Source organism: Bradyrhizobium sp. AUGA SZCCT0283 (genome assembly GCF_018130385.1).
In the GTDB taxonomy this organism is placed as follows: Bacteria; Pseudomonadota; Alphaproteobacteria; order Rhizobiales; family Xanthobacteraceae; genus Bradyrhizobium.
This window is the reverse complement of record NZ_JAFCLU010000023.1, coordinates 1-25,644: the sequence shown is the minus strand read 5'-3', so window position 1 is coordinate 25,644 and position 25,644 is coordinate 1. Positions and strand designations below refer to the sequence as shown.

The following is a 25,644-nucleotide window of genomic DNA, read 5'->3' as shown; positions in this document are numbered from 1 at the left end:
TGAATTGCCTTTGACAACCGGAAATCGAGCCGTCCACCATTTTGGTGCTGCGTCCGCCTGCGGCCCGGCCTCCGATGGGGCGAGTGCGGTGGCGACTAATCCCGATCGCTGATGAAGCCGGCACGTTTCCGCTGTTCATGCTGTCCGGCGCCGGTCAACAAGTCGATCAGGTCCTGGGCTTGTTGCGGGTGGGCGGCGGCGACCGTGATGCCCGCCGCGTACATCGTTGCGAGTTCGCAGCCCGGCGGCAGTGCGCCGGACAAGGTCACGCCATGGGTGCTGATAATCTCGGTCGATTGCGTGCACCCGATCGGACGCTGCGCATCGGACGCGGCCAGCTCGCGCATCGCCGTAGCGCCATTCGGGAAGATTCTGAGCCGGGCGGCGACGACATCGGCGATGCCGAGCTGCTGAAGGACATTTGCAACGTGAATGCCGGCTGTCGAGGCCTTGGTATCCGGCACGTAGATCGCGTCCGACGCCAACAAGACCTCGCGCAAATCAGCGGCATCGCTGACGGCGGCCTGGGGATCGCCGGTGCGAATGGCGAGGGCGGTTTCTACCAGGCCGACATCGGAAATCGTCGCGGCAACGACCAGCTTCTCCTCCGCCAGTCTGGCGAGGAGCGCCGCGGTCAAAATGACGATGTCCGTAGGCGTCCCCTTGCGCAGTTTGTCGGCCATGACGCCGACCGCGCCGAACTCACCCGCAATATCGAAACCGGTTTCTGCCTTGAAAGCCGATGCCAGGCTTCCGACCAGGCCATGCGCCGCGCCGCCGCTCAGGATGTTCAGGGTGCTCATGAGGTGAATTCCATGGCGGCAATGATCCTGTCGCGCGTAATCGGCAGATCGCGCACCCGCACGCCGAGTGCATCGAACACCGCATTGGCGATGGCGGCCGTAACCGGGCCATGGGCGGCCTCGCCGGCGCCGACCGGGTCGATATCAGGTCGCTGGATCACCTCAACCTCGACATCCGGCACTTCGCTGAAGCGCAGGATCGGATATTCCGTCCAGCTTGTGCTGGTGATGCGTTGCCGGTCGAAGCGGACGCGTTCCTTCAGCACCCAGCTCGTGGCTTGAATGGCGCCGCCCTCGATCTGGTTGATGACGCCGTCGGGATTGATCGCTTCGCCGACATCGACGGCTAGTGTCAATTTCCTGACACTGACCTCCTCGGCACCCTCGATCTCGGCGATCGCAGCGCAATAGGCGCCGGTGTTCTTGTAGCGGGCAAAGCCGATGCCATGACCGATGCCCGGTCGCTTCTCGGGCTTCCATTTGGCGCGAGCGGCAACGGCGCGGATGACATCCTTGGCCCGCTCATCCCGCAAGTGACGCAGCCGGAACGCAATCGGATCCTCGCCGCGCTCGGCGGCGATTTCATCGAGGATGGATTCAATCGCAAACACATTGCCCTGACCCCCAAGTGTCCGCAGCGCCGAGGTGCGGATTGGCATGGTGGTCAGGCGATGGCTTTCGATGTGCCACGACGGAAAATCATAAAGCGGGATCGAGTTGCGATCGCCCCCTCCGCCATTGGCCTGCGGCGGATTGGTCGAGATCGTGCGCGGAAAAGGATCCGCCAGTTCGAAACCCGCCAGCAACGCGGGCTGTGCCGCGCGCCCCGGCCGCGCCGCATGGCCGTTGCTCCAGATGGAATGTCGCCAGTCGATGATTTCACCCTGCGCGTCAAGATCGACCTCGATCTCGACCGCCATCGCTGCCCCAAACGGCGCATCCGACATCTCGCCCTGGCGCGACCACTGCACCCGCACCGGCCGGCCGCTGGCGGCCTTAGCAAGCAGTACGGCATCGAGCGCGACATCGTCGGCGGCGTTGTGCCCGTAACAACCGGCGCCTTCCATGTGCTCAACCGTGATATTTTCGACAGGCAGTTTGAGAACCAGCGCCAGATCGGCGCGCAAAAGATAGACGCCCTGGCTATGGGTCCAGACATGGACGCGGTCGCCGTTCCACTGCGCCATCGCGCAGGACGGTGCGATTGACGCGTGCGCAATATAGGGGCGGGTATATTGCCGCCGGATGGTCCGCGCTGCCGTGCCGGGTGACGCTGCCGTTTTCTTGTCGATGATCGTCGATTCCGATGGCTGAGCCTTCAGGAACGAAGCCAGATCGCTTTCATCGGGCAGGGGCTCGCCGTCGGACCAGGACGCGCCTTTGCGCAAGGCGTTGAGAGCCGCCTCCGCGCCATGCTCGGTCTCGCTGACGACACCGGCAAAACTGCCGTCGCGTACGATGGCGACGAGACCGGCCACCGTGCGAGCGCCATCCTCCTTCAATTCTGTAAGTTTCGCGCGCGCGTTCTCCGGCCGCAGCATGCGGCCATGCAGCATTCCCGCCAACGCCTGATCGTGGATGAATCGCGGCCGGCCCAAAACCTTGTCCGGAATGTCGATCCGCTGAATTGAATTCCCGGCCAACGCTCGGCGCGATGCGATCTTTGGCGTTACTCCGAGCATGGCGTCACGATCGAGCGAGACTTCCTCGGCGAGTTCCCAATAGCTGGTCCTGACATTGCCGGGGCCCGAAATGGTGCCGTCTTCGATGTCGAGCGCCTCGATATCGACTCCCAGCCGTTCCGCCGCCTGCTGAAGAAAGATCCGGCGGACTTCGGCACAGGCGTGGCGTAGCGCGCGGCCCGATTGCTGGATGGAGAGACTGCCCGAGGTGACGCCTTCGTTGGGGCTACTGGCGGTCGACGCCCGGATCATCTGCACGCGCGACAAGTCGATATTGAGCTCGTCGGCGGCTATCTGCGCCAGCGCCGTCACGATGCCTTGCCCGATCTCCACCTTGCCCGGCGAGACCGTCACCTGTCCATTGCTTGAAATTTTCAGCCACGAGGACAGTTTCGGGTTTGCCGCGAGGCTTACCGGCAATTTGGGCGGGGTCGGAGCGGGGGCCGGCTGGTTCATCCTGGCGCCATTTCTTCCGCCGCGCGCAGCACTGCCCGCACCATGCGATTATGCGAACCGCAGCGGCACAGGTTACGGTCGAGCGCCTCCTTCACCTCCCGGCTTGTCGGCGACGGATTTCGCTTCAACAGCGCCGCTGCGCTGATCAGGATGCCGGAGACGCAATAGCCGCATTGCAGCGCCTGCTCGGCGATGAAGGCGCGCTGCAGCGGGTGCGGCCGCTCGCTCGTTCCCAGCCCTTCGAGCGTCGTGACATCCTTGCCTGCCACCGACCAGAGCGGCGTATCGCAGGCCGACACCGCGCGATCGCCGATAATCACATTGCATGCGCCGCACTCGCCGGCGCCGCAGCCGAAATGCGGTCCGGTCATGCCGATCTGCCCGCGCAGAATATCCAGCAATGACCGGTCGGGATCGGCATCAATTTCCATCTCGGCGCCGTTGAGGCGAAATCGAACGCTCGGCATCGAGGGCGAACCTTCTCGCAGCTTGCTATTGCGGCGGCTTGTCGAATTTCTTGACCACTTCCGCCCACTTCACAATATCGCCGCGCAGGAATTTGTCGAATTCCTCCGGCGTCATCGACATCGGAACTGCGCCCTGCTGGGTCCAGAGCTTGACGACATCGGGCCGTTTCACCACCGCGTTCACGGCTGCATTGAGCTTATCGATGATCGGCTTTGGCGTGCCCGCGGGCGCCATCAGGCCGAGCCAGATGGTGGCCTCGTAGCCGGGAATGCCCGCCTCGATCACCGTTGGTGCGTTGGGCAGCACGGTTGAGCGCGTCTTGCCTGTCGTCGCCAGCGCGCGCACCTGATTTTCGGCGACGTTGGGGGCCATCGCCGGAACCGCATCGATCATCATCTGGACCTGGCCGCCGATCACGCCGCTGCGCGCCTCGCCGCTGTTGCGGTAGGGCACGTGCAAGATGTCGATGCCGGCCATGGCTTTGAACAGCTCGCCTGCCATGTGGTACGGCGTGCCTTGGCCTGATGACGCATAGTTCAATTTTCCAGGCTGCGATTTGGCAAGCGCGATGAATTCCTGCAGCGTCTTCGCCTGCACGGACGGATGAACCACGATGACGAGGTCGGAATAGTTGACCGGCGCGATCGGTGCGAGATCACGCATCAGTTCGTATTTGCGTTGCGGCACCAGCGACTCATTCGCAGTCTGGGTGTTCGACATCATCAGCAGCGTATAGCCGTCCGGTGGTGACTTGATGGCTTCCTGCGTGCCGATCACGCCGCCGGCGCCGGTTCGGTTCTCGACGATGAAGGGCTGGCCAAAGCTCTCCTGCAGGATGTTGCCGATCTGGCGGGCGGTGACGTCGGCAGGTCCTCCGGCCCCGAAGGGAACAATCACCTTCACTGGCCGAGAGGGATAATCCTGCGCCTGCGCCCCAGTGAGCGATGTTGCGAGCAGAGTTACAGCCAGAGCCAACGCAATTCTTGAGCCCATCATTTCGATCCCCCGACTCTTGTTTTATTCTTTCCCGCAAGTTTAGCTGCAATGGGAACGGGCTGTCGACGAAAGACTGGCTGCGTGCCCTTGGAATAAAAGATAGCCTCGGGTGTAACGGACCGAGCAGGAACGAGAGCCCGAAGAGAAGGCTCAACAAACGATTGGTGGGAGCGCCTATGAAGAACTCAATCTCGCGACGCAATGTGCTTCAGGGGGCCGGCGCTGTTCTCGCAGGTGCAGCATTTTCCACGCGCGTGATGGCCGCAGCACCGCCACCGGAAGCGGTGACGCCGGGGCTGATCGACGCGGCGAAAAAGGAAGGCAAGGTCATCTATTACACCTCGACCGATTTGCCGGTCGCGGAGAAACTGGCCAAGGCGTTCGAGGCGAAATATCCGGGCATCGCCGTCCGCGTCGAGCGCACCGGTGCCGAGCGCGTGTTTCAGCGTATCGGGCAGGAATATTCCAGCAACATCCATGCCGTCGATCTCGTGAACTCGTCCGATGCCGCGCATTTCATCGTTTGGAAGCGTGACGGCATTCTGGCGCCTTACGTGCCAGAAGACGTGGCAAAATTCTATCCGGCCGAGCACAAGGACCCCGATGGCCAGTTTGCGAGCTTCCGCGTCTGGCTCAGCATCATCGCCTACAACACCAACCTGGTGAAGGCGGAGGACGCGCCGAAGAGTTTTGCCGATCTGCTCGACCCCAAATGGAAGGGCAAGATCGTCAAGGCGCATCCGGGCTACAGCGGCACCATTATGACCGCGACCTACCAGATGCAGCGCGATCTCGGCTGGAGCTTCTTCGAGCAGCTTGCCAAGCAGAATATCATGCAGGTGCAATCATCGGCCGATCCGCCGAAGAAGCTCGATCTCGGTGAGCGCGCGGTGATGGCCGATGGCAACGAATACAACATCTTCCAGATGAAGGAGGCGGGCCGACCGGTCGAGCCGGTCTACGCCATGGAAGGGTCGCCGCTGATCATCGGACCGAACGGCGTGTTCAAGGATGCGCCGAATCCGAACGCGGCAAGGCTGTTCCAGTCATTCAGCCTCAGCCGGGAGGCCCAACAGCTCATCGTCGATGTCGGCGGCCTCCGCTCGGTGCACTCTCAAACCGTCGAGAAGGCAGGGCGCAAGCCGCTCAAGGACATCAAGACCATGAAGGATGATGCCGCGGCGGTGGAGAAGGAGAGCGAGGCCATCAAGGCGCGCTACACGAAAATCTTCCGCGTTTGACCGATGGCCTCCGGACTGCCCAGGATTTCGGTCGCTGAAACGCTTGCCGAAAAGATCGCCGCACTGCAATCCGGTCCATTGCCGGCTGCAACCGCGCGCAAATGCGAGGACCTGCTGATCGACGTGGTCGGGCTGTGCGTCACCGCGCGCAACGAGGACTACGTCAGAAGCGCGCTGGCGGGCTGCGACGATGACGGCCCCTGCACGGCGATCGGGCATCGGCGCACGCTGAATGCGGCGGGCGCCGCCTTCGTCAACGGGACGGCCGCGCATGGCGAGGATTTCGACGACACCTTCGAGGGCGGCCCGGTCCATGCTGGCGCCGTGATCGTGCCGGCGGTGCTCGCTGCCTGCGAGCGGCATAATCCGGATGGCCGCATGGCGCTGATCGGGATCGCCGTCGGCACCGAAGTACTCTGCCGGTTGAGCCTCGTGGTGCCGAAAGCCGTCCACAAGGCCGGCTTCCATCCGACGGCGATCTTCGGTGCGATGGGCGCGGCCGCCGGTGTCGGTGCCGCGCTTGGCCTCAACGTCAGGCAGATTGTCGATGCGCTCGGCGTCGCCGGCAGCATGGCCGGCGGCATCATCGAATATCTCGCAGAAGGCGCCTGGACCAAACGGCTTCATGCGGGATGGGCGGCGCAATCGGGCATCCGCGCGACGCTCCTGGCGCGGGGAGGGTTCGTTGGTCCACGCACCGTGTTCGAGGGCGTGCACGGACTGTTCCACGGCTTCGCGCACACCACGGAGGGCGACTACGATGCGCTGACAGGCGATTTCGGCACGCGCTGGGTGACGGACACGCTGGCCTTCAAGCCTTATCCATGCGGAACGATGGCGCAGCCCTATATCGATTGCGCGCGCCGGCTGGCCGCGCGCGGCATCAAGCCCGAGGATGTCACCGAGATCGTCTGCGAGGTGGCGGAGGGAACGGTGCACCGGCTATGGGAGCCGCTCGCCGACAAGCAGCGTCCGCGCAACGGCTATGCCGCCAAATTCGCCGTACCATATCTGTTGGCCACCGGCTTCGTGCATGGCGGCGTCGGGCTCGGCGCGTTCACGGAACATGCGATCGGCGATAAGCGCGTGCTGGCGCTCGCCGCGAGAGTGAAATTCGTGATCGATCTCGACAATCCCTATCCGAACAATTACACCGGCCACATCCGCGCCACGCTCGGGGATGGCAGTGTGGTCGAAGAGCGGCAGCCTTATTTGCGCGGCGGCGCGCAGGAGCCGCTGACGCGGCAGGACGTGATCGACAAATTCAGGCTCAACGCCGAGCATGGCGGCTGGAGCGCCGCCCAAAGTGAAGTAGCGTTGAAATTGATGGCGGGGCTGTATAATGGCCGTATCGATCTCTCCTCATTGCGCGGGTAGCGGCTCATGACCCAAGAACTTGCCGGCAAAGTCGCCATCGTCACGGGCGCAGGCCGCAACATCGGCCGCGCGATCGCGCTGACGCTCGCGGAGGGCGGGGCCTCTATCGTGGTGAACGCGCGCAGCAACCGCGCCGAGGTGGACGCCGTCGCGCGCGAGATCGAGACTGCCGGCGGCAAGGCGCTGGTTCATATCGGCGACGTCGCCGACGCCGTAGCGGTGCAGGCCATGGCGGATGCGGCCGTCAAGCAATTCGGCCGTATCGATATCCTCGTCAACAACGCGGCGCTGCGGCGCGAGAAGCCGTTCGCCGAGATGAGCTATGCGGCGTGGCGCGAAATCCTCGACGTTACGCTCGACGGCACGTTCCTCTGCGCAAAAGCCTGCCTGCCGGCGCTACGCAAGTCGGGGGCGGGAACCATCGTCAATATCGGCGGCCTCAGCGCGCATACGGGCGCGAAGAACCGCGCGCATGTGGTGACGGCGAAGGCGGGCATTATCGGCCTGACGCGGGCGCTGGCCCACGATCTTGCCGATGACGGCATCACCGTGAACTGTGTGGTTCCCGGGCTGATCGGCACGCCACGGCCCAAGGACAAGCCGGAGCCGGCGCATCATTTGGTCCATCAGACCATCACCGGCAATCGTGGCCTGCCGGAAGACGTTGCTGCAACCGTGCGTTTTCTGTGCGGGCCCGGCACGCGCTACATCAACGGGCAGGCCATCCACACCAATGGCGGCGCTTATTTGGGCGCCTGATGCATGGCTAAAGGCCGTTTTTGCAGGTGTACTGCCGGACAAACCCTCTCGGCGACTGCGGCGTTTGATGTTACCTAGAAACGCATGAACCAGCACGCCAAGGTCGATATCCGCCACTCCACCTGTCCGCACGATTGTCCGTCGGCCTGCGCACTCGACATCGAGGTGATCGACGGTCGTTCGATTGGCCGGGTCCGTGGCTCGAAGCTGCAGACCTATACGGCGGGCGTCGTCTGCGCCAAGGTCGCGCGTTACGCCGAGCGCATTCATCATCCCGACCGGCTGCTCCATCCGATGCGCCGTACCGGACCGAAGGGTTCAGGTCAGTTCACGCGGATTTCCTGGGATGGCGCTCTGGATGAAATCGCCGCGCGTTTCGATCAGGCCGAGCGCGAATTCGGCGCTCAGTCTGTCTGGCCCTATTACTACGCCGGCACCATGGGGCTCGTCATGCGCGATGGCATCAATCGCCTCGCGCATGTGAAGAAGTATTCCCGTTTCTACGGCACCATCTGTGCGACCGTCGCGCGCATCGGATTTGCCATCGGCACCGGCAAGATCGCCGGCGTCGACCCGCGCGAGATGGGTGTCTCCGATCTCGTCGTGATCTGGGGCACTAATCCAGTAAACACGCAGGTCAACGTGATGACGCATGCCTCGCGCGCCCGCAAGGAGCGCGGCGCGAAAATTGCGGCGATCGACATCTACAACAACGACACGATGAAGCAGGCCGATATCAAGATCCTGCTCCGACCGGGTACCGACGGCGCCTTCGCCTGCGGCGTCATGCATGTGCTGTTTCGCGAGGGGTACGCGGACCGCGCCTATATGGATCGCTACACCGATTGTCCTGACGAACTGGAGGCGCACCTCGCTACCCGCACACCGGAATGGGCTTCAGCGATCTCGGGCGTGCCGGTGGAAGAGATTGAGGCATTCGCGCGCGTTGTCGGCCAAACCAAACGTTCGTTCTTTCGCCTCGGCTACGGCTTTACCCGCAGCCGCAACGGAGCGGCGCAGATGCATGCAGCGCTGTGCATCCCGGCGGTGACTGGCGCCTGGCAGTATGAAGGTGGCGGCGCCTTCTTCAACAATGCTTCGATCTGGAAGTTCGACGAATCCATCATCGAGGGGCATGACGCGATCGACCACACGACTCGCTGGCTCGACCAGTCCCAGATTGGGCGTATCCTGACCGGCGACGCGGAAGCCTTGAAGGGTGGACCGCCGGTCAAGGCGATGCTGATCCAGAATACCAACCCGATGACGGTGGCGCCCGAACAGGCGCTCGTGCGAAAGGGCTTTGCCCGCGAAGACCTGTTCATGGCGGTGCATGAGCAGTTTATGACCGAAACGGCTGTTATGGCCGACATCGTGCTGCCGGCGACCATGTTCATGGAACACGACGATCTCTATTACGGTGGCGGTCACCAGCATATTTCGGTCGGCGCCAAGCTGATCGATCCGCCTGGCGAGTGTCGTTCCAACCATGAAGTGCTGCAAGGCCTCGGTCGTCGCCTCAACGCCGTGCATCCTGGGTTTGAGATGTCGCCGCGTGAGCTGATCGATGCCACGCTGAAAAAGAGCGGCCATGGCGACATCGAGACGCTGGAGGCCGATCTGTGGCGCGATGTCCAGCCGGATTTTCGCACTTCGCATTATCTGGATGGCTTCGCGCACGCCGACAAGAAATTCCACTTCAAGGCCGATTGGGGGCACCCTCCCGTCGGTAACCCCGGCCTGGGGGCCTGGGACAAAATGCCGTCGCTGCCGGACCACTGGACCAATATCGAGGAAGCGGACGAGCAACATCCGTTCCGTCTCGCCACCTCGCCGTCGCGCAGCTATCTCAACACTACTTTCAACGAGACGCCGGGATCGCAGGCTCGCGAAGGTGCGCCTTCGGTGATGATGCACCCCGAAGACGCCTCGAGCCTTTCGATTGCCGATGGCGACGCCGTGACGCTTGGCAACATGCGGGGCGAAACCACGCTGACCGTGAAGCTGTTCGACGGGGTGCGCCGCGGTGTGCTGATCGCCGAGTCCGTCCATCCGAACAAGGCCCATATCGGCGGCCGCGGCATCAACATGCTGACCGGGGCCGAGGCTGTTGCTCCCATCGGTGGCGCGGCGTTCCATGACAACAAGGTCTGGGTGAAGAAGGCCGCGCCTGCAGCCTAATTCCCGCTTGCAGTCCACCGCCATCCTGCCGCAAATGCTTGTCGTGCAACGGCAAACAGGCGAGCGGGACAATGACCGACACGAGCAGCGTGATACGCGAAAAGCGCGGACAGGCGTTCTGGATTACCATCAACCGGCCGGACAAGCGCAACGCCATCAATGCCGACGTGGTCGCCGGCATTGCGCGCGGCTATCGCGAAGCGCATGACGACAGGGATGTTCGCGTCATCGTGCTGACGGGCGCAGGCGACAAGGCGTTCTGCGCCGGCGCCGACCTGCAGAACAGCGGCGCCGCCTTCGCGATGGATTATTCCAGGCCGAATGTCGACTACGCCGATCTGCTGCGGCTGTCGCAGAACGCCACCAAGCCCGCAATCGCCCGCGTGGGCGGCGTCTGCATGGCCGGCGGCATGGGTCTGTTGTGCATGACCGACATGGCCGTCGCCGCCGATCATGTCATCTTTGGGTTACCCGAGGTGAAGGTCGGCGTGTTCCCGATGCAGGTGCTGAGCCTGCTGCAGTCGATCGCGCCAAGGCGGCTGGTCAGCGAATGGTCGCTGACCGGCGAGCCGTTCGACGCGCAGGCGGCGCAGGCCGCCGGGCTTTTGAACTACGTGGTGCCTTCGGCCGAACTGGACGCCAAGGTCGACTGGCTGGTCAGCCGCATCGTCGACAAGTCGCCGACCGCGATCCGGCGCGGTAAATATGCCATGCGGGCGATCGCCTCGATGTCGTTCGACGAAAGCATCGCCTATACCGAAAGCCAGATCGCGTTGCTGGCGATGACGGAAGACGCCAAGGAAGGCCTGAAAGCCTTCGGCGAGAAACGCAAGCCCTCGTGGACGGGAAAATAGCTTGGCTGCAGTCTATGTGAGCCTTGGAGAGAGCCCGAAAGTAGATCCAATGACTTACGATGCTTGTTAGGTGTTATCCCGAGAAGGGACTAGGGCAGCTTTTGTTCGTTCCTCACGACGTTTCTTGGAGCCCGAGATCAGCTGTTTGCGCGTGCGCTTGGCATATGTTGGTAGTTGGCGTGTCGATCGATGACGGGCCGCGGCGCGTAACTCAGCATCTGTGAGATCGCTGTCGGCACCTTCCGTGAAGCCACCGTGACGGAACGAGGTAAATGAGAGTTCAGTTCGAAGCCCGGCTGCGGCGACTATCTTTTTTACAACGCTCCGGAGATAACGCAGATCCTTGCGCTCCGTAATCCATGGGAGCGGCATATGCGACCTGCGATGCTTATGATCGCGCCGAAAAATCAGGCCCAAAACGGTCGTTTCCTTGATGGCGTCGAGCTCCGCCATCAGTTCGGGGAAAAGAGGCTCGCCGGTTTCGTCAAACAGGGGCCACCAGGCTTCCTCGCCATTCTTCGGATGCACGATTTTCACGCTGTTCGGCCGCTCTTTGGGCCGATAGTGCGAGATTTCAAAGGCACCAAACACGTGTTCTTCGCGCTGCAACCATTCCCAAGTCAGCAATGCCGCCGTTCCCACGGAGCTGTACCCGAGTTTCTTTGCGGTCATTCTGAATGCGATAAGCTCGTCCCATGTCGCCGTGGGTGTTTCACGCGCGGGTTGGCCGGGCGCGCGCGTTTTTAGGCCCATCCGCGAGAATGGATTGATCTGCGGCACTTTTGTTTCCTGAGCGCGCTGACCAACAAACCAGGCGCGCCTACAAGCGGTCATGGCTGCATTTGCAAAGCGACGACGCTCGCGCTTGACGATGTTACCATTAGCGTCTTCGTTTTCCACGACGAGCAGCTTCGCGTAAATTGCGTCGACGAATCCTTTTGTAAAGTCTGTAATCTGCTTCGAGCCCGCGCGGCTGCCATCCTTCAGCTTGTGGTTGGCGAAAAGTGCCAAGCCTTGCTCGTAAAAGCGCTGTGTTTTGTGGTCGATCTCTTTCCATTTTTGATGTGTTTTGAAGACGCGGACCAGCCAATCGAAGGTGCCCGGTACAGGAAAAGCTGGAACCATGTCGGTTAATCCTCTTGAGCGCCAGCTGTCGAACGCAGGCAACAGGACATTCTCGGCTCGCTCTATGGCAGCTAGGCGTTCCGCCCCTAGCGCTTCAGCCTTGACGGGGCAGCTCTGTTTGCGGGCCCAAGTCGGCGGTTCAAAGAAGTACGCCCATCGACCACTCTTCAATGGTTTTCGCCGGCAGTAGCGGGGAAACTTCGATGCAGTGTCGGGCGGTTTCATACCAAAGAGGACAAATCCTTGCCTTCCGATCTATCTAGATCCAAGGCCCTGGCTGGTGCCGTGAAGTTATCAATAACGGCCTTCGACCAAACTGGCTCTCGAGCGCGCCCAATTCCGTGATAGCCAGTTGGCGGTGGCGCCTCGCCGCGCACCACGGCGCGCGCGAGTTCACCTGTATTGCGGTAGTCCAGATAGGCGGCGGCCATGTCGGCACGCATGAGTGCAGGCCATGTGCCGATGGGTGGATAACGGGCAGGAAGGGGAGTGCGTGATGGCATGAGCGGCAGCTCGTGCGCCAACGCGTCAATCGTCTGAACGCCGAATTGATGGCTCCGACGGAATGGCACGCTCTTTGGTAAGACGGTGCCCTAGCAGAAGACCCACAAAGTACTGATCTAGATAGTTCAGCTTGCCATTGATCTTTTCTTGCATGCTTCCACACCTTTTGTCGACCGGACCTTTCGATACGGAAAACGAGAAGACTTCAGAGAAAAAGGGGTGCCGAGATCTGGTGTGGGAATTGGCAGGCATAGAGTGCAAATAGGACGGGTGATGCGATCAGAGTAGTCTCGTGTGTGTAGTCGCTTGGCAAAGCCTGGTACTTCTTTCGCAAGCTGGCACGAAAGATGACCTACTGTTGGTTTGGCACTGTACGGACCGTCTGGATTGCACCTACGGTCAAGTGGGGATCGTGAAGCACGATGCAGGAACGCTGGGCGTCTCGGGGGTCACCAATGGCGCCCCCAAACATGCTTCGTGGGCCGCCGGAGATGATCGCAGGCATAAGGGTAGACCATAAAGCGGCGCGAGCCGCTAACCGCGGCACGATTTTCATCGTGCCTGTTCACGCCGCTGGTCGAGAGTCAGATGATTTTGGTGGATCATCAGCGCTCAATCCGACAAATCTGTCGTTCAGCATACATTGAAACCGCGATAAGCTTTCCCTTGTCGGAATGACAGACGTCAAAGCAGGCCGCTACCACTGTTCGAGTTACGCCTGGAATCGATGTGCAATTGCCCCGAACCGGCATTCGCCTCGCAGGAATTCTCCGTGATACATTCAAGTGATGGCGCGACAGCCTTCAGCGTTGGGCGCGTCCGCTGGCCGCGGACCGGGCTCTCGTGCACCGAGCCGCAAGGCGTCTCGGCCATCCGGCTTCGATCCCTCGCGCGATCATGAGTCGCTCGCCGGAGGCACTCGCCTTCGGGTCCCGCCGTCATTTCATTCCGGCGTCGTTATCACTGCCCCTCTGCGGGTGCCTTCTTAACCGGTCTCGCGACTGCAGTCGGTCCCGCGTCCCGCCGCGGTTCTCGCGTCGGCGCTATGCTGACGCTCCTGCGGCTGCTTCTCTCTCCTGCCTGCGCTTCGCTTCGGCGCGATTTCGCCAGTCACCGGTTGGGAACGAAATTGGAAGCTAGATCCGACAGGGGGCTATCGCCACCGGGCCCACGTTCGGTTTGGGCCCGGTGCGGCTCTTGAGCGTTTGCAAAGGGACGATTGATCCATAAATAGTCCATTTAGCTTAAGATGAGCTATTTATGAGCCGTTAGCTTGACGATCTGGAATTCGGAGCTATAAAAGGACCGTAGAGGCTAATATGCGCCGTTCATGGACCTTCCCTGATGCCGAAAACCCAACGCCCTCTTTCCCCTTATGCCGCTGACGCGGTGGCCCTTCTCGGCCAGCTCATTCGCAAAGCGCGCATCGAACGCAAGCTCAAGGCCATCGATGTGACCGACCGGGCAGGGATCTCGCGCGGTCTCCTGCGGCGCATCGAGACGGGCGACCCCGGATGCACGATCGGCGCGGTCTTCGAGGTCGCGACGATTGTCGGTGTGCGACTATTCGATACCGATCAGACAGCACTATCCAGGGCCGTCGAAGCCAATCGCGAAATAATGGCGCTGCTGCCGAAATCGGTTCGCAATCCACGTCTTGAGGCCGACGATGACTTCTGATGCCAACTACACTCAGGCCTTTGTCTGGGTCTGGCTCTCGGATCAAACAGAACCCGTGGTCGCCGGCCTTCTATCGGCAATCGGCAAGCAACTCGTATTCAACTACGGGCGAAGTTACCTCGCGCGCAACGATGCCATTCCGCTCTACGAACCGGAATTGCCGCTGCGGAGCGGAATTTTGCCGCTCACGGCGGGGTTGAGCATGCCGAACTGTATCCGAGATGCGGCTCCAGACGCTTGGGGCCGCCGTATCATCATCAATCGAAAATTCGGAGTTCAAGGCAAGAATGTCGATCCGGGTAGCGTCGATGAGCTCACCTTTCTGCTGGAATCTGGTTCAGACCGCATCGGCGCACTGGATTTTCAGGCGTCTCCTGCGAATTACGTGGCGCGAGAAGGAGCCGAGGTCCCTCTCCACGAACTCCTGAACGCCGCAGCACTGGTTGAAAAGGGAATTCCCCTGCCGGCCGAACTCGACCGGGCCCTTCTCCATGGAAGCTCGATCGGAGGCGCACGCCCCAAGGCGATGATTTCGTCGGGCAACAAGAAATTTGTTGCGAAATTCTCATCGCAGAACGACCTCTACGGCGTCGTCAAGGCCGAGTACATCGCCATGCGTCTGGCCGCCGATGTCGGTTTGACCGTCGCTCCCGCGAGCCTTGAGCGCGCGGCGGGAAAGGACGTCCTACTGATCGAACGTTTTGATCGGGCGAAAGTGGAAGGAGGCTGGAGCCGGAAAGCCATGGTTTCCGCCCTCACGCTGCTCGAGCTCGATGAACTCATGGCCCGCTATGCCAGCTATGAGCAACTCGCGACCATCATTCGCCACAGGTTTCGAGCGCCAAGGGAGACGCTCAAAGAGCTCTTTGCACGGATGCTGTTCAACATTCTCTGCGGAAATACCGATGACCATGCGCGCAATCACGCCGCATTCTGGAACGGCAAGGAACTCTCCTTGACCCCTGCCTATGACATCTGTCCGCAAAATCGGACAGGTGGAGAAGCCACCCAAGCCATGCTGATCATGGGTCAGGAGCGTGCAAGCCAGATCGCTCTATGCCTGAAAGCGGCACCGCTGTTTCTGATGAGCAACGCCGAGGCAATCTCGCTTGCCACCAAACAGGTCGAAACAATCAAGCGGCGCTGGTCCGCTACATGTGACGAGGCGAAGCTCAGTCAGGTCGATCGAAACTTCCTCTGGCGACGCCAGTTCTTGAACCCATATGCCTTCCTGGAAGCACCGGAAGCCGTAACAAAGCTGATCGATTAGAAGCGCACCTCAAAACGGCAAAATGTTAGATAACTGAGCCCTGCAACGTCTCGGCCGTTCGCGTCGATGCCCTGCGCAGAAGAGAGTCGATTCACCCGTCCGCGGGTGCGGCCGGCCATGTTGATCTTGCCCGCGACCTATCTCGTCGTCATGCCGGAGTCGACAGGCTTGACCTCATTTCCAATCAACCAATGGGTCGGCCCTTCGCGCGCGCCCTGGTAAGGCACGCCTTTGGTTGCTGTCGTGGGTCAGAGAGTGAGAGGCGAGCCGGATCGTCTGTGACGGGTCGGAGGCCGAGAGAGAGTCTCGCGGCCGCCCGTCGTGGAGTAACCGACATGGCAAACGCCGTTCAGAAAATCAAACTCAGCCCGTCCCGCGATATTCCCTTCAACAAGCTGGTGCTCAGCCAGTCCAACGTCCGGCGCGTGAAGGCCGGCGTCTCGATCGAGCAACTGGCAGAGAGCATCGCCCAGCGCACCTTGCTCCAAAGCCTGAGTGTGCGGGCGGTCGTCGACGCCGATGGCCACGAGACCGGCATATTCGAAGTGCCCGCCGGCGGACGACGCTACCGGGCGCTCGAACTGCTGGTGAAGCAGAAGCGGATGGCGAAGACGCAACCTGTCCCCTGCGTCGTCCGTGACGGTGGGATCGCCGAGGATGACTCCCTCGCTGAGAATGACGAACGGGTCGGCCTGCATCCGCTTGATCAGTTCCGCGCGTTCCAGAGTTTGCGTGACGACGGGATGACCGAGGAGGAAATAGCGGCACGCCACTTTGTGACGCCAGCGATCGTCAAGCAGCGCCTGCGCCTCGCATCGGTGTCTACAAAGCTGCCCGGGGTTTATGCCGACGATGGCATGACGCTCGAGCAGCATCGCATCGAGTTGACCGGCTTCACCGACGCAATACGGGATCGACTCCGCGCCTATGGGCTATTCCTTGAGATCATCTCGTGGAAGCTGCGCATGTTCGTCCCGACCGACGACGGAGGCGTGAGCGCGCTCGCTAGGATTCTGGACGGATACCCTATCGAACGCGTCGCGGAACGAGCGGCGTGATCATGCCGGGGCAAGCTCGCGAACTGGCACTCCGTCTCGCGCGCGAGGCCGAGGCGGTGTGTCGATACTATCTCTCGAATGGTCGACGTGCCGGTCGCTACTGGCTGGTCGGGGATGTCAAGAATACCCCTGGTCGATCCATGTTCGTCCGGTTGGAAGGGAGCAAATCCGGCAGGGGCGCGGCCGGCAAGTGGACCGACGCCGCCACGGGCGAGCATGGCGACCTCCTCGATGTCATTCGCGAGACCTGCGGCCTGGCCGATTTCTACGACGTCGCCACCGAGGCACGGAGATTCCTGAGCCTGCCACGGCCTGAACCGGATTCGGCGGCTCGATCGCGTCTGGCGCCGGCTGGATCGACGGAATCGGCACGCCGTTTGTTCGCCATGTCGCACCCGGTCCCGGGCACGCTCGTTGAGACTTATTTGCGAACACGCGGGATTACGGCTTTACCGCAGACGACCAGTCTGCGCTTTCATCCGCGTTGCTACTATCGCCCGGACAAACATTCGCCAACCGAGACCTGGCCGGCGATGATCACGGCTGTCACCGATCTTGGCGGCACGATCACAGGCGTGCATCGCACCTACCTTGCGCCTTCTGAGCTTGGCTCTTCGGGCAACGGCAAGGCACCGATCGACACGCCGCGGCGTGCGATGGGTCATCTCCTCGGCAACGCGGTTCGCTTCGGTGCGGTGGATGACGTTGCGGCCGCCGGCGAAGGTATCGAGACCATGTTGTCGCTGCTTTGTGCCATGCCCGAAATGCCGATGCTTGCTGCGCTCTCAGCGGCACATCTCGCCGCCATCCTGTTTCCTAGGACGCTGCGTCGGCTCTATATCGTCCGCGACGACGATCCGGCGGGCGATGGCGCGATGGCGGAATTGGTCGACCGGACACGCACGGCCGGGATCGAGGCGGTTGCATTGTCGCCGTGCTGCGACGATTTCAATGACGATCTGCGCCGGTTCGGCGTCACAGCGCTGCGCGGGGCTTTGCGGGGACAGGTCGTTTCTGGAGATGTCACGCGATTCCTGTCGGCCTGAATGGACGCCCAGAACACGAGCGAAGGCCTTCTCAGGATCCCATCGAACCGGATCGTCAGTGCGCACTTGGTGGGCGGAGAGGAGCCGCACCCACGGCCTCCTTGAGAGGGCGACCTTTGCGGCAAACGGCCCGGTCCCGCAAGGGCTCCGCCGACTATTTTCCGTCGCGGCCATTTTTTTAGCCCCATCGCAAGCGCGATGAGACCTGAGGGGAGGCCGCTTTACATCGCGAACCAAAATAGTCGGCTTCCGCCATCCTCCGCTTCGCTTCGGCCGCTTTCGCTTTTCGCTTCGCGGTGCAGGTCCTGGCCGCCCCGCCGCCTTTTGTCGCCACGAAGGCCGCGATGGGCGCGGTCAATCCGACCAAAGGAAGCACGCCATGACCACCGATCACGACGAGACCAGCTTTGAACCATCGCACGCATCATCCCCGACTGATCACATCCTCACCGAACTCCAACTCCACGGCTACCGGCCTTTTCAGGACGAACCTGACCCGAGGCCGCTGCCCGAAGCCCGCACCGTCACGACCGCCGTCGCCGATATCTTCGACGCCCTCGTCGCCACCTTAAGTGAAAGCCGCCTCGAACCCGACCTTGCGGATCTACTATGGTCGACCGTCAATCTCTTTCACCGTGCCAACGAGCGCATCGAACGCGAACTCGACGACAACGAGCAGGCGCAGCGGCGTAGTCAACGTGATCAGGACGGCTCCGAGATCCGCTCGGTCGAGCTGGAACGCCTCACGGCTGAGGGCATCACACTGATCGAACGCCGCAACACCATGGAATTCTTCCGCGACCAGGCGGCCGAACACTTCGTGCGTCATACCGGGTCGCACTGGCATCCGCGCAGCGGTTCCATGGTGAACCATCGTGCGCTTACGGCAGCAATGATCGACAGCCGCGACTTTCTCGCAGCCAAGCGCCGATCCGAGATCGAGTTACTACTGCCAGCCGGGCCAAAGATTGCCTTTACCGGCGGTCTCGACTTCAACGACCACCACCTGATCTGGGACAAGCTCGATCAAGTTCGTGCCAAGCACCCGGACATGGTGCTGCTGCATGGTGGGTCGCCGAAAGGCGCAGAGCGCATCGCTGCTCGATGGGCCGATCATCGCAAGATCCCTCAGATCGCCTTCAAGCCCGACTGGCCCAGACATGCCAAGGCAGCACCCTTCAAACGCAACGACCAGATGCTCGACGTGCTGCCGATTGGCGTCATCGTCTTCCCGGGCACCGGAATTCAGGAGAACCTCGCCGACAAGGCAAAAAAGCTCGGCATCCCCGTCTGGAAATTTGGCAGCGGCGCGTAAGCGCCGCCCGCACTCGACGACAATCGCGCCCCGCGACCAATAGAATTTGAGGCCTGCTATCCCTTCGCATTGTGCAACTATACGCCTGCGACACCGACGCACCGTCGGCAAAAATCGTTCACAGATCGCATAGGTGTCTGCTATCCTACCTGGCGCGCCGTGGTGGTGGAAGGCGTGATCCCTAATCGTGTTGTGGGAGCCATCACCGTGATTGCTATCGGCATTCTTCTCAACATTCTTGGCCTGGGCATCTTTTGTCGGGCGCTTTTCGGGCTCGCGACTAATGCCCTGCCGACCTTCTTCGGTTTGACCGTGGGCCTCTGCGTCTATCAAGCTGGAACAGGTCCAGTCGGTGCTACCGTCTTTGGTGTGGTTGCGAGTGTCATCGTGCTGGTGCTTGGGCAATTCGTCTTCACGCTACTACGCGTGCCAATTCTCCGCGTTGTGATCGCTTTGCCTTTTGCCGTTCCGGCCGCGTTCGCCGGCTATCAGGCTGCCTATGAGCTATCAGGTCACACGATGACGTCAGGTCTCTGGCGGGAAATCTTCGCCGTGATGGGTTCCATCGCCGTCGGCGCCACAGCCTGGGTACGGTTTGCGGTCCTCTCGCCCGCGGCACCGGGCATGTTCGGACGGCGACCGGCGGCGTCGTAGTTCCTGGCCCCGGCCTGATGAAATTTGTGCGGCATTCCTCGCCTCTACGAGTTTGATCGGAGCGAATATCAGTTCGGATACGCTGCCCGACGGTATCGAGGAGAGCGGCTGCCGACGGTTCGCTTGGATCAGCTCTTACCCTCTGCTGGCGCGATGGCGGCGGCGCGGGTGGGCGTTTGCCGGCCAGTGCTTTGGGTGGGAGTACGTGTTGGTTGCAGGGGGAGCGGGGCCCTTGCGCCACGCCGGCGTTTGAGGTTGCGGGCCAAGGATGATCGCCAATTCTCCTTGGGGTTCTGTTCCGGGAGCTCGCACCATTTCGGTCTCATTGATGGCCTGATCTAGCCGAAGACCGGCTGCGCCTCGATTTCCTGCCGCAATGTCGTCGTTCGACTTTCTTCCCCTGGCGGCTACGCCGCCATTCCTCGCGAGGCAAGAAAATCGCCCGCCCGACATCCTCCGCTACGCTTCGGTCCGCAAGCGGATGCCGCGTCAATCGTCTTCGGCCTGTCGATCGCCATCGAGACCGCGATGGTCGCGGCTCGGAAACAGAGATCAAGGAGAACCATCATGGCGAACATCGGCACCTTCACCAATACTGAAAACGGCTTCGTCGGCGAAATCGTCACGCTGACTTTCCGGGCCAGGAACGTCCGCCTTATCCCCGAAACGAACGGCAGCAGCGAGAACGCCCCGAGCCACCGCGCGTTCGTTGGCCGAGCCGAGATCGGTGCAGCCTGGTCCAAGCGATCCGGCGAAGGTCGCGACTACCTCTCGGTCAAGCTGGACGATCCGAGCTTCAATGCTCCGATCTACGCGAACCTCTTTGAGGACGAGAACGGGGAGACCTTCACACTCATCTGGTCCCGCGGCCGCAAAGCCAACGCCGACTGAGGCATCCCCGACGTGCCCCGCCTGGTATCGGGCGGGGCACTTACGGAAATCGGCAGACTGACGGCATCAACGGTTATCCAACGGCGCGAGCACCGCTCGCCATTGGGTATCGTTGCGTTTACCGAAGAGGGTGGGAGTCGCTTCCATCAGAAGAGTGGATTTTCAAACAGCGACGAACATCATCACAGCAGTGTCAGCAAGGGAAAACCCAAGCCTGAAAGCATCCTTATTCCGCATGAAGGATTCCGGTGCTCGCTCGCACCTATTTAGGGCTTTAGGCTTGGACTGGAAGGAAAGGGGAGCCGTTTCGTGCTCAATCGCCTCCACGTTCGGCGCTCGCCGGGCTTTCGGCCCGGCTCGCGCAAAAGCACATTCGTCAGTGCCAAATATTAGGATGGAATCGTTCACTTTTTCTTGGAGAGTTTGGCCCGGTCGCTGCGCGCATCATCATCTGGTAGCACAAGATCGATATGGCTCACGCCTAAGGTCGTTGCGAGTTCAAACAGTGTAACGATGGTCGGATTGCGACGTCCGCGTTCGAGACCGCTGATGTATTGTTGGGTAAAGCCGGATGCTTCCGAAAACTTCTCCTGCGTGAAGCCCTTCTGCTTCCGCAATCGCTCGAAGTTTCGGCCAACCAACTTGCGCATATCCATTCGCGCAAGTTGCTTCTTTACATACTATGAGGTTTATCTCCTATAGTATGTATTCCCAAGTGCATGGGCATTCGGATGCCGAATGGCAGCCTTTGCAAAGCTTGGCTGTGAACTGCGCCGAATAGGACTAAAGTGAGGCTATCGCTGAATGGGGACAGGCGCACCCCGCGTCGCCTCTCGAAGGAGTTACATGCCGTCACCCCCGCTTGATCCCGATGTTGCGGACCTGGCACCGGATGATCCCGTGCTGATGGCCTACGACGAGCAACACGTCGTCACCTATCTTCGGCTGCTGGATGCTGACGCTGACAATGCGGACTGGCGGGAGGTAGCAAGAATCGTTCTTCACATCGATCCCGAACGCTACCCGGAGCGCGCACGCAGCGCCTTCGATAGCCATCTGGCTCGCGCCAAGTGGATGGCGAATCACGGCTATGGGCATTTGCTGCGCAGCGGACCCACCGATCGGTAGGATAACGATCTGCAGAATCAAATCGGGAGGGAAGAATCTTCTGTGCTGCAGATAATTCGCGTAACTAAACGGTGGGATACGTTATGCAACCATAAATGGCCCACATTTAAAGTGTTGCAATGCGGCATTGTTACGCGTGAGGATCAGTACAATGCCGGATTTCGATTGGCGCTCGCCCGAGGCCTATTCAAAACTGCAGAACGCCGACCTGACCGGTCTCGCCTGGGAATGCCTCCGTCGTAATCCCGAATACCGTAAACATTATTGTACGCTTGCGAATCCTCGCGCCGGCGCTCCGGTCGAATTCCGGAAGAAATGGGGCTTGTCTTTTCGCGGCTGACCCGCAAAAGGCCTGTCACGAGCAGATCGTTTTTTGGGCGCCTGAAGTTCTGCCGACGGTTTTGTCGGTAGGGGCTTCGTCGTCGCAAATTTCAGCTCAACCGATCGCTCTTGATCTGACAAGACTGTCGCCCGGCGAGTTGCGGCAGAACACGGATGGCTGGCATGCCGTGCTGCGGCTCGGCGGAGCCACGCATCGCTTGTGGATGAAGGAATTACCCGCAGCCGGCGCATTGCAATCAATAGAGCTGCCAATGGACTCGTCGTTTGAACTCCGCGCCCAGGCCGCCCATTCGCTCTGGCGTACGCTGAGCGGCCGTTCTCCTGGTCCACCGCCGTCTGGGCTTTCTCCGCAGCGGCGCCAGCGATTTGCGTTGGTTCTGCGCGCACTGGATGGGCGCAGTGAAAACAAGAGCTATCGCGCGATCGCCGAAGGCCTCTTTGGCAAGAAGCGCATTCCGGAGTGCGCCTGGAAAACGCATGATCTGCGCAATCGTACCATCCGCCTCGTGCAGCGCGGCCTCGCCTTGATGCGCGGCGGCTATCGCGAACTGCTGCGTCCAAGACGCAAGGACAAATAGTCCCTTCAGGGTATCGAAAATCCACCCCTCGATCTTCGGCATCCCCCTGCGCGGGGCTGCTCCTCCATGATCACCGCATACACGCTCGCACCGCCAGCGGTCGCGCGATCTCATCATGGAGCCCTTAAATGCCCGATCCCATGGCCGGTCTGCCGCCACGTTTCCTACGGACGCCCGAGGCCGCACGATATCTTGGCCTCTCCGGACGTACCCTGGAAAAGCATCGTACCTACGGCACCGGTCCGACCTACCGGAAAATCGGCGGCCGCGTCGTTTACGCGCTGGATGATCTGAAGGCCTGGGCCGATCTCGGCGCCAAGACATCGACGTCCGATCCCGGGAAGGGGACTGTCCTGCCTGCCAAGAAACACCCGGCTCTGCGCCCCTATGCGGGCCAGGAACGTCGCTGATGCCGCGGGAGCATTGGTAATGCAGCACAAATCTCGATCCGAGCGCAATCAGCTTGAACTGTTTCGTGCCTTGCCGGGTGACCTCGCGCCGCGCGACGTACAGGACTTGATGGCCTATCCATTCTTCTCACTCGCCAAGTCAAAGCGCGTTGTGCCGATCGATTTCCGTGCGGGCACAATCTCCATTCGCGTCGAAGCGGTGCCTGACCATGGTATGGCAACGATCTGGGATGCTGATGTCTTGATGTGGGCCGCTTCCCAGATTGTCGAGGCGCGTGACGCGGGCCTGAAAACCTCGCGCCTGATGGCCGCCACACCTTACGAGATTCTGACCTTCGTTGGCCGTGGCACCAGCGCGCGCGACTACGATCGCCTTAAGGCTGGTCTCGACCGGTTGCAGGCGACGTCGGTGCTGATGTCGATCCGTCAGCCCGCAGAACGGCGGCGGCATCGTTTCTCCTGGATCAACGAATGGAAGGAGACGGCCGACGCCAATGGGCGCCCAACGGGCCTCGAACTGATCCTGCCGGATTGGTTCTATGCCGGGGTTCTCGATGACGCGCTCGTGCTGACCATCGATCGCGCCTATTTTGGTTTGACCGGCGGACTCGAGCGTTGGCTTTACCGGCTTGTCCGCAAGCACGGCGGTCGCCAGCAGGGCGGCTGGAGTTTTGATTTTCTGCATCTCCACGCCAAGTCCGGAAGTCTTTCGCCGCTCAAACACTTCGCCTTTGACCTGCGCGAGATCGTCCGTCGGCAGACCTTGCCCGGCTATGACGATCACGCGCGACCAAAACGGCATCGAACGGTTGAACTTTGCGCCCCATTGCAACGATCCGCTCGGGGAGCGGCTTCGCAAGCGCGGGCTCACGCCTCAGGTTGGAGATAAGCTGTGAATCAACTCATGCTATCGGGGACCACAACCCTCGTGCCATCGCGGACCGGATCCTCGTGCTATCGGGGACCGGAATCGGTTTCAAGTGTCTGTTATCAGGCCCATTCGAAGCGCCGTAACTCTTCTAACCAGAAATCCTTCGGATTTCTTCTAACGGGCGTCGTTTTCCTCACTGTGCATAACTGGCTGGGCGATCTGCGTGCTCGTCCGCGGCCGTCGGACCTCCGGGTCGACGGAGCGGCCGCATGAGCGATCTCACGCAGGTCGAGCTTCTTTGGCTCGAAAAGCGCATCGAGAACCGAATTCGCTTCGGTCGCGCCGCCGAGGAGAGGATTCTCGACCGTAACAGGCGTGTCCTGTCATTCGCACCCGGCAGCATCTTTGCGTTCGTGCGCTGGGTATCGAACGATTTTGGGACGGTCGTTTCCCGCATCGACATCTTGCGGGCGGTCGTAGCGGGCCAGCGCTGCTCAACCGTCCCTTACGTCAAACCCGGCGGAGATATTCTCTTGCGCCTTTCAGGCTGGCCAAAGGTCGAACGCGTGTTGCAGTTGATCGATGCCATCGAGGCGCGCGGCATTGATCCTGTCGACGCCGCGCCCGACTATTGGCATCACGTTCACAACCGCCTGTCTGTCAACGAAACCCCGCGTGCCTACACAAAGTCACGCCATCAGGTCTGGCTCCATCGGCGGAAAGTCGCACCGTGACGACCCGAAACCGAACGCTCCTAATGACGATCGGCGCAGCTGCCATTCTCGCCGGCACGATCGTCGCAAAGCCGTTTCCAATCTACATCTGGAACAGTTCAGAGAGTGTCCCTCTTGGCCTCTATCGCATGCGCACGGCCAGCAATTACTACGTCACCGAACTCGTCGCTGTTCAGCCGCCCGAGCCGCTGGCGACTTACCTGGAGCGAAATGGCTACCTGCCGACAGGAGTTCCGATGTTGAAGCGTGTGCTAGCGCATCCCGGACAAACCGTCTGCAGAAGCGGCAGCACCATTACGGTCGATGGCATCGCGGTCGGCGAGGCGCGGGAGCGCGACAGGCGCGGACGGCCGTTGCCGGTCTGGGAAGGGTGCGACGTCGTCGAAGACGGAAAGCTCTTCCTCATGAACTGGCAAGCCGCGGACTCTTTCGACGGGCGTTACTTCGGAATGACCCCAGCGACGGCTGTCATCGGTCGCGTACTTCCCGTGTGGACATGGGAGGATTGATCGTGCATTCCATGTGCACCCTGTCTGCCATTCCTCAGTTCGATCGAGGGCGGCACAATTCCTCCGTCCGACCAAGGTCGTCGCAGCCGCCGCGCGCCGCGGCCGTCCAGGGAGGCCGAACGGCCGGCGCGAAGCAGCTTCACCCTGGACGGTCGCGAGCACGGTGGCAGGCTCGTCTTCTGTTGGGATTGCCGCTTGTAGCGCTGTGGCGGCTGCCTTGAATGCAGTTCTGATGGTCGCGTCCGCCGCAAATGAGCTGAATCGCATTCTGTCGAAGCTCTTCGCAATCTTGGCGGTGTGTGGTTGGGAGCAGGGGCAGAGCGACCGGGGATGGCAAGGGAAAAGCGCCGCCTTCGGTCGGGCGCATGTGGTTGATGGCGTTGAGGTTCTACGAGGCGACGAGAGTGGTCATGCCGTCGCTGCACGCCGAAACCTCAGACAAATCAACGTATCGAGCGCCGTCGGTCGTCGAAAGTTGGCGGTGAGGTATCATGAGACAGCGCGATAGTGAGGTTCGCGTTCGTCCCGGACGCATTCGCGACAGTGGGCGTGGTCTGTCGCGTCCGAAGAGCTTTGTCGGCCAGGTCATGCGGGCCGCAAAGAAGGCCGGACATGTCGGCCACAGTTTTGGTCGTGGCAAGGGCGGTGCGAGCCGGTCCCGCTTCGGTCGGGGCCGGCGTGCTGCGCTCTCCCTGTCGTTGCGATCGACCTC

24 protein-coding genes and 3 pseudogenes are annotated in these 25,644 nt (G+C 61.3%); 20 read left to right on the top strand and 7 right to left on the bottom strand.

Annotation, left to right across the window (positions count from 1 at the left end; genetic code table 11):
* Positions 1 to 95: 95 nt before the first annotated feature.
* From JQ624_RS26875 to JQ624_RS26860, 4 genes are read right to left on the bottom strand one after another with little or no spacing between them, the layout of a single operon-like run.
* On the bottom strand, positions 96 to 803 hold the full coding sequence (locus JQ624_RS26875) for a substrate-binding domain-containing protein (RefSeq protein WP_212421925.1): 708 nt from the start codon (positions 801 to 803) through the stop codon (positions 96 to 98).
* Positions 800 to 2,941 carry a molybdopterin cofactor-binding domain-containing protein gene (locus tag JQ624_RS26870; RefSeq protein WP_212421924.1) on the bottom strand — a complete coding sequence of 714 codons (2,142 nt, stop codon included), beginning with the start codon at positions 2,939 to 2,941 and terminating at the stop codon, positions 800 to 802. The genes JQ624_RS26875 and JQ624_RS26870 overlap by 4 nt, the downstream gene beginning before the upstream one ends.
* Positions 2,938 to 3,408 carry a (2Fe-2S)-binding protein gene (locus JQ624_RS26865; protein ID WP_212421923.1) on the bottom strand — a complete coding sequence of 157 codons (471 nt, stop codon included), beginning with the start codon at positions 3,406 to 3,408 and terminating at the stop codon, positions 2,938 to 2,940. Before JQ624_RS26865 ends, JQ624_RS26870 begins: the two co-directional genes overlap by 4 nt.
* A gap of 25 nt (positions 3,409 to 3,433) precedes the next feature.
* The gene (locus JQ624_RS26860; RefSeq protein ID WP_212422007.1) at positions 3,434 to 4,402 is read right to left on the bottom strand and encodes a tripartite tricarboxylate transporter substrate binding protein; all 969 of its coding nucleotides are present in this window, start codon (positions 4,400 to 4,402) and stop codon (positions 3,434 to 3,436) included.
* 179 nt (positions 4,403 to 4,581) lie between these two features.
* Between JQ624_RS26860 and JQ624_RS26855 the strand changes: the two genes are divergently transcribed.
* The 5 genes from JQ624_RS26855 (at position 4,582) to JQ624_RS26835 (ending at position 10,817) form a co-directional block, all read left to right on the top strand.
* Complete coding sequence (locus JQ624_RS26855; protein ID WP_212421922.1) at positions 4,582 to 5,646, top strand: ABC transporter substrate-binding protein; 1,065 nt, start codon at positions 4,582 to 4,584, stop codon at positions 5,644 to 5,646.
* Between the two features lie 3 nt (positions 5,647 to 5,649).
* Positions 5,650 to 7,023, top strand: a complete 1,374-nt coding sequence (locus tag JQ624_RS26850) for an MmgE/PrpD family protein (RefSeq protein ID WP_212421921.1) — start codon at positions 5,650 to 5,652, stop codon at positions 7,021 to 7,023.
* 6 nt (positions 7,024 to 7,029) lie between these two features.
* Positions 7,030 to 7,782, top strand: a complete 753-nt coding sequence (locus JQ624_RS26845) for an SDR family NAD(P)-dependent oxidoreductase (RefSeq protein ID WP_212421920.1) — start codon at positions 7,030 to 7,032, stop codon at positions 7,780 to 7,782.
* 84 nt (positions 7,783 to 7,866) lie between these two features.
* Complete coding sequence (locus tag JQ624_RS26840) at positions 7,867 to 9,963, top strand: molybdopterin oxidoreductase family protein (RefSeq protein WP_212421919.1); 2,097 nt, start codon at positions 7,867 to 7,869, stop codon at positions 9,961 to 9,963.
* A gap of 71 nt (positions 9,964 to 10,034) precedes the next feature.
* Positions 10,035 to 10,817 carry an enoyl-CoA hydratase/isomerase family protein gene (locus JQ624_RS26835; protein WP_212421918.1) on the top strand — a complete coding sequence of 261 codons (783 nt, stop codon included), beginning with the start codon at positions 10,035 to 10,037 and terminating at the stop codon, positions 10,815 to 10,817.
* 66 nt (positions 10,818 to 10,883) lie between these two features.
* On the opposite strand, the gene JQ624_RS26830 is transcribed toward JQ624_RS26835, so the two are convergent.
* Entirely contained in the window at positions 10,884 to 12,167 is a 1,284-nt protein-coding gene (locus tag JQ624_RS26830) for a hypothetical protein (RefSeq protein ID WP_212421917.1), read from the bottom strand.
* A complete protein-coding gene (locus JQ624_RS26825; protein ID WP_212421916.1) occupies positions 12,164 to 12,385 on the bottom strand; it encodes a hypothetical protein in 222 nt (73 codons plus the stop codon). Before JQ624_RS26825 ends, JQ624_RS26830 begins: the two co-directional genes overlap by 4 nt.
* 1,405 nt (positions 12,386 to 13,790) lie before the next feature.
* On the opposite strand from JQ624_RS26825, the gene JQ624_RS26820 reads away from it, so the two are divergent.
* The 7 genes and pseudogenes from JQ624_RS26820 (at position 13,791) to JQ624_RS26790 (ending at position 20,360) form a co-directional block, all read left to right on the top strand.
* Positions 13,791 to 14,126 carry a helix-turn-helix transcriptional regulator gene (locus JQ624_RS26820; RefSeq protein ID WP_212421915.1) on the top strand — a complete coding sequence of 112 codons (336 nt, stop codon included), beginning with the start codon at positions 13,791 to 13,793 and terminating at the stop codon, positions 14,124 to 14,126.
* Positions 14,116 to 15,396, top strand: coding sequence for a type II toxin-antitoxin system HipA family toxin (locus tag JQ624_RS26815; RefSeq protein WP_212421914.1), 1,281 nt, complete (start codon positions 14,116 to 14,118; stop codon positions 15,394 to 15,396). Before JQ624_RS26820 ends, JQ624_RS26815 begins: the two co-directional genes overlap by 11 nt.
* Positions 15,397 to 15,731: 335 nt before the next feature.
* Positions 15,732 to 16,268: pseudogene (locus JQ624_RS26810) on the top strand (ParB/RepB/Spo0J family partition protein); the annotation flags it as partial.
* Between the two features lie 188 nt (positions 16,269 to 16,456).
* Entirely contained in the window at positions 16,457 to 17,500 is a 1,044-nt protein-coding gene (locus tag JQ624_RS26805; RefSeq protein WP_212421913.1) for a toprim domain-containing protein, read from the top strand.
* A 379-nt stretch (positions 17,501 to 17,879) separates the two neighbouring features.
* Complete coding sequence (locus JQ624_RS26800; RefSeq protein ID WP_212421912.1) at positions 17,880 to 18,815, top strand: DUF2493 domain-containing protein; 936 nt, start codon at positions 17,880 to 17,882, stop codon at positions 18,813 to 18,815.
* A 162-nt stretch (positions 18,816 to 18,977) separates the two neighbouring features.
* A complete protein-coding gene (locus JQ624_RS26795; protein WP_212421911.1) occupies positions 18,978 to 19,469 on the top strand; it encodes a hypothetical protein in 492 nt (163 codons plus the stop codon).
* A 567-nt stretch (positions 19,470 to 20,036) separates the two neighbouring features.
* Positions 20,037 to 20,360 (top strand): DUF736 domain-containing protein, encoded by a 324-nt coding sequence (locus tag JQ624_RS26790; protein ID WP_212421910.1) that lies wholly within the window; start codon positions 20,037 to 20,039, stop codon positions 20,358 to 20,360.
* Between the two features lie 404 nt (positions 20,361 to 20,764).
* Here JQ624_RS26790 and JQ624_RS26785 read toward each other — a convergent pair whose 3' ends face one another.
* Complete coding sequence (locus JQ624_RS26785; protein ID WP_212421909.1) at positions 20,765 to 21,016, bottom strand: helix-turn-helix domain-containing protein; 252 nt, start codon at positions 21,014 to 21,016, stop codon at positions 20,765 to 20,767.
* A 190-nt stretch (positions 21,017 to 21,206) separates the two neighbouring features.
* Between JQ624_RS26785 and JQ624_RS26780 the strand changes: the two genes are divergently transcribed.
* From JQ624_RS26780 to JQ624_RS26745, 8 genes and pseudogenes are all read left to right on the top strand, one after another.
* Positions 21,207 to 21,488, top strand: coding sequence for a DNA -binding domain-containing protein (locus tag JQ624_RS26780; protein ID WP_212421908.1), 282 nt, complete (start codon positions 21,207 to 21,209; stop codon positions 21,486 to 21,488).
* A 151-nt stretch (positions 21,489 to 21,639) separates the two neighbouring features.
* Positions 21,640 to 21,828: a transcriptional regulator domain-containing protein gene (locus JQ624_RS26775; RefSeq protein WP_212421907.1), complete on the top strand. Its 189-nt coding sequence runs from the start codon at positions 21,640 to 21,642 to the stop codon at positions 21,826 to 21,828.
* A gap of 61 nt (positions 21,829 to 21,889) precedes the next feature.
* Positions 21,890 to 22,408, top strand: a complete 519-nt coding sequence (locus tag JQ624_RS26770; protein WP_249130097.1) for a DUF2285 domain-containing protein — start codon at positions 21,890 to 21,892, stop codon at positions 22,406 to 22,408.
* 128 nt (positions 22,409 to 22,536) lie between these two features.
* Positions 22,537 to 22,818 (top strand): AlpA family transcriptional regulator, encoded by a 282-nt coding sequence (locus JQ624_RS26765; RefSeq protein WP_057854240.1) that lies wholly within the window; start codon positions 22,537 to 22,539, stop codon positions 22,816 to 22,818.
* A gap of 19 nt (positions 22,819 to 22,837) precedes the next feature.
* A pseudogene (locus JQ624_RS26760) lies at positions 22,838 to 23,714 on the top strand (replication initiator protein A).
* A gap of 244 nt (positions 23,715 to 23,958) precedes the next feature.
* Entirely contained in the window at positions 23,959 to 24,423 is a 465-nt protein-coding gene (locus tag JQ624_RS26755; protein WP_212421906.1) for a DUF2840 domain-containing protein, read from the top strand.
* Positions 24,420 to 24,932 carry a S26 family signal peptidase gene (locus JQ624_RS26750; RefSeq protein ID WP_409334377.1) on the top strand — a complete coding sequence of 171 codons (513 nt, stop codon included), beginning with the start codon at positions 24,420 to 24,422 and terminating at the stop codon, positions 24,930 to 24,932. Before JQ624_RS26755 ends, JQ624_RS26750 begins: the two co-directional genes overlap by 4 nt.
* Before the next feature lie 491 nt (positions 24,933 to 25,423).
* A pseudogene (locus JQ624_RS26745) lies at positions 25,424 to 25,644 on the top strand (type VI secretion protein); the annotation flags it as partial.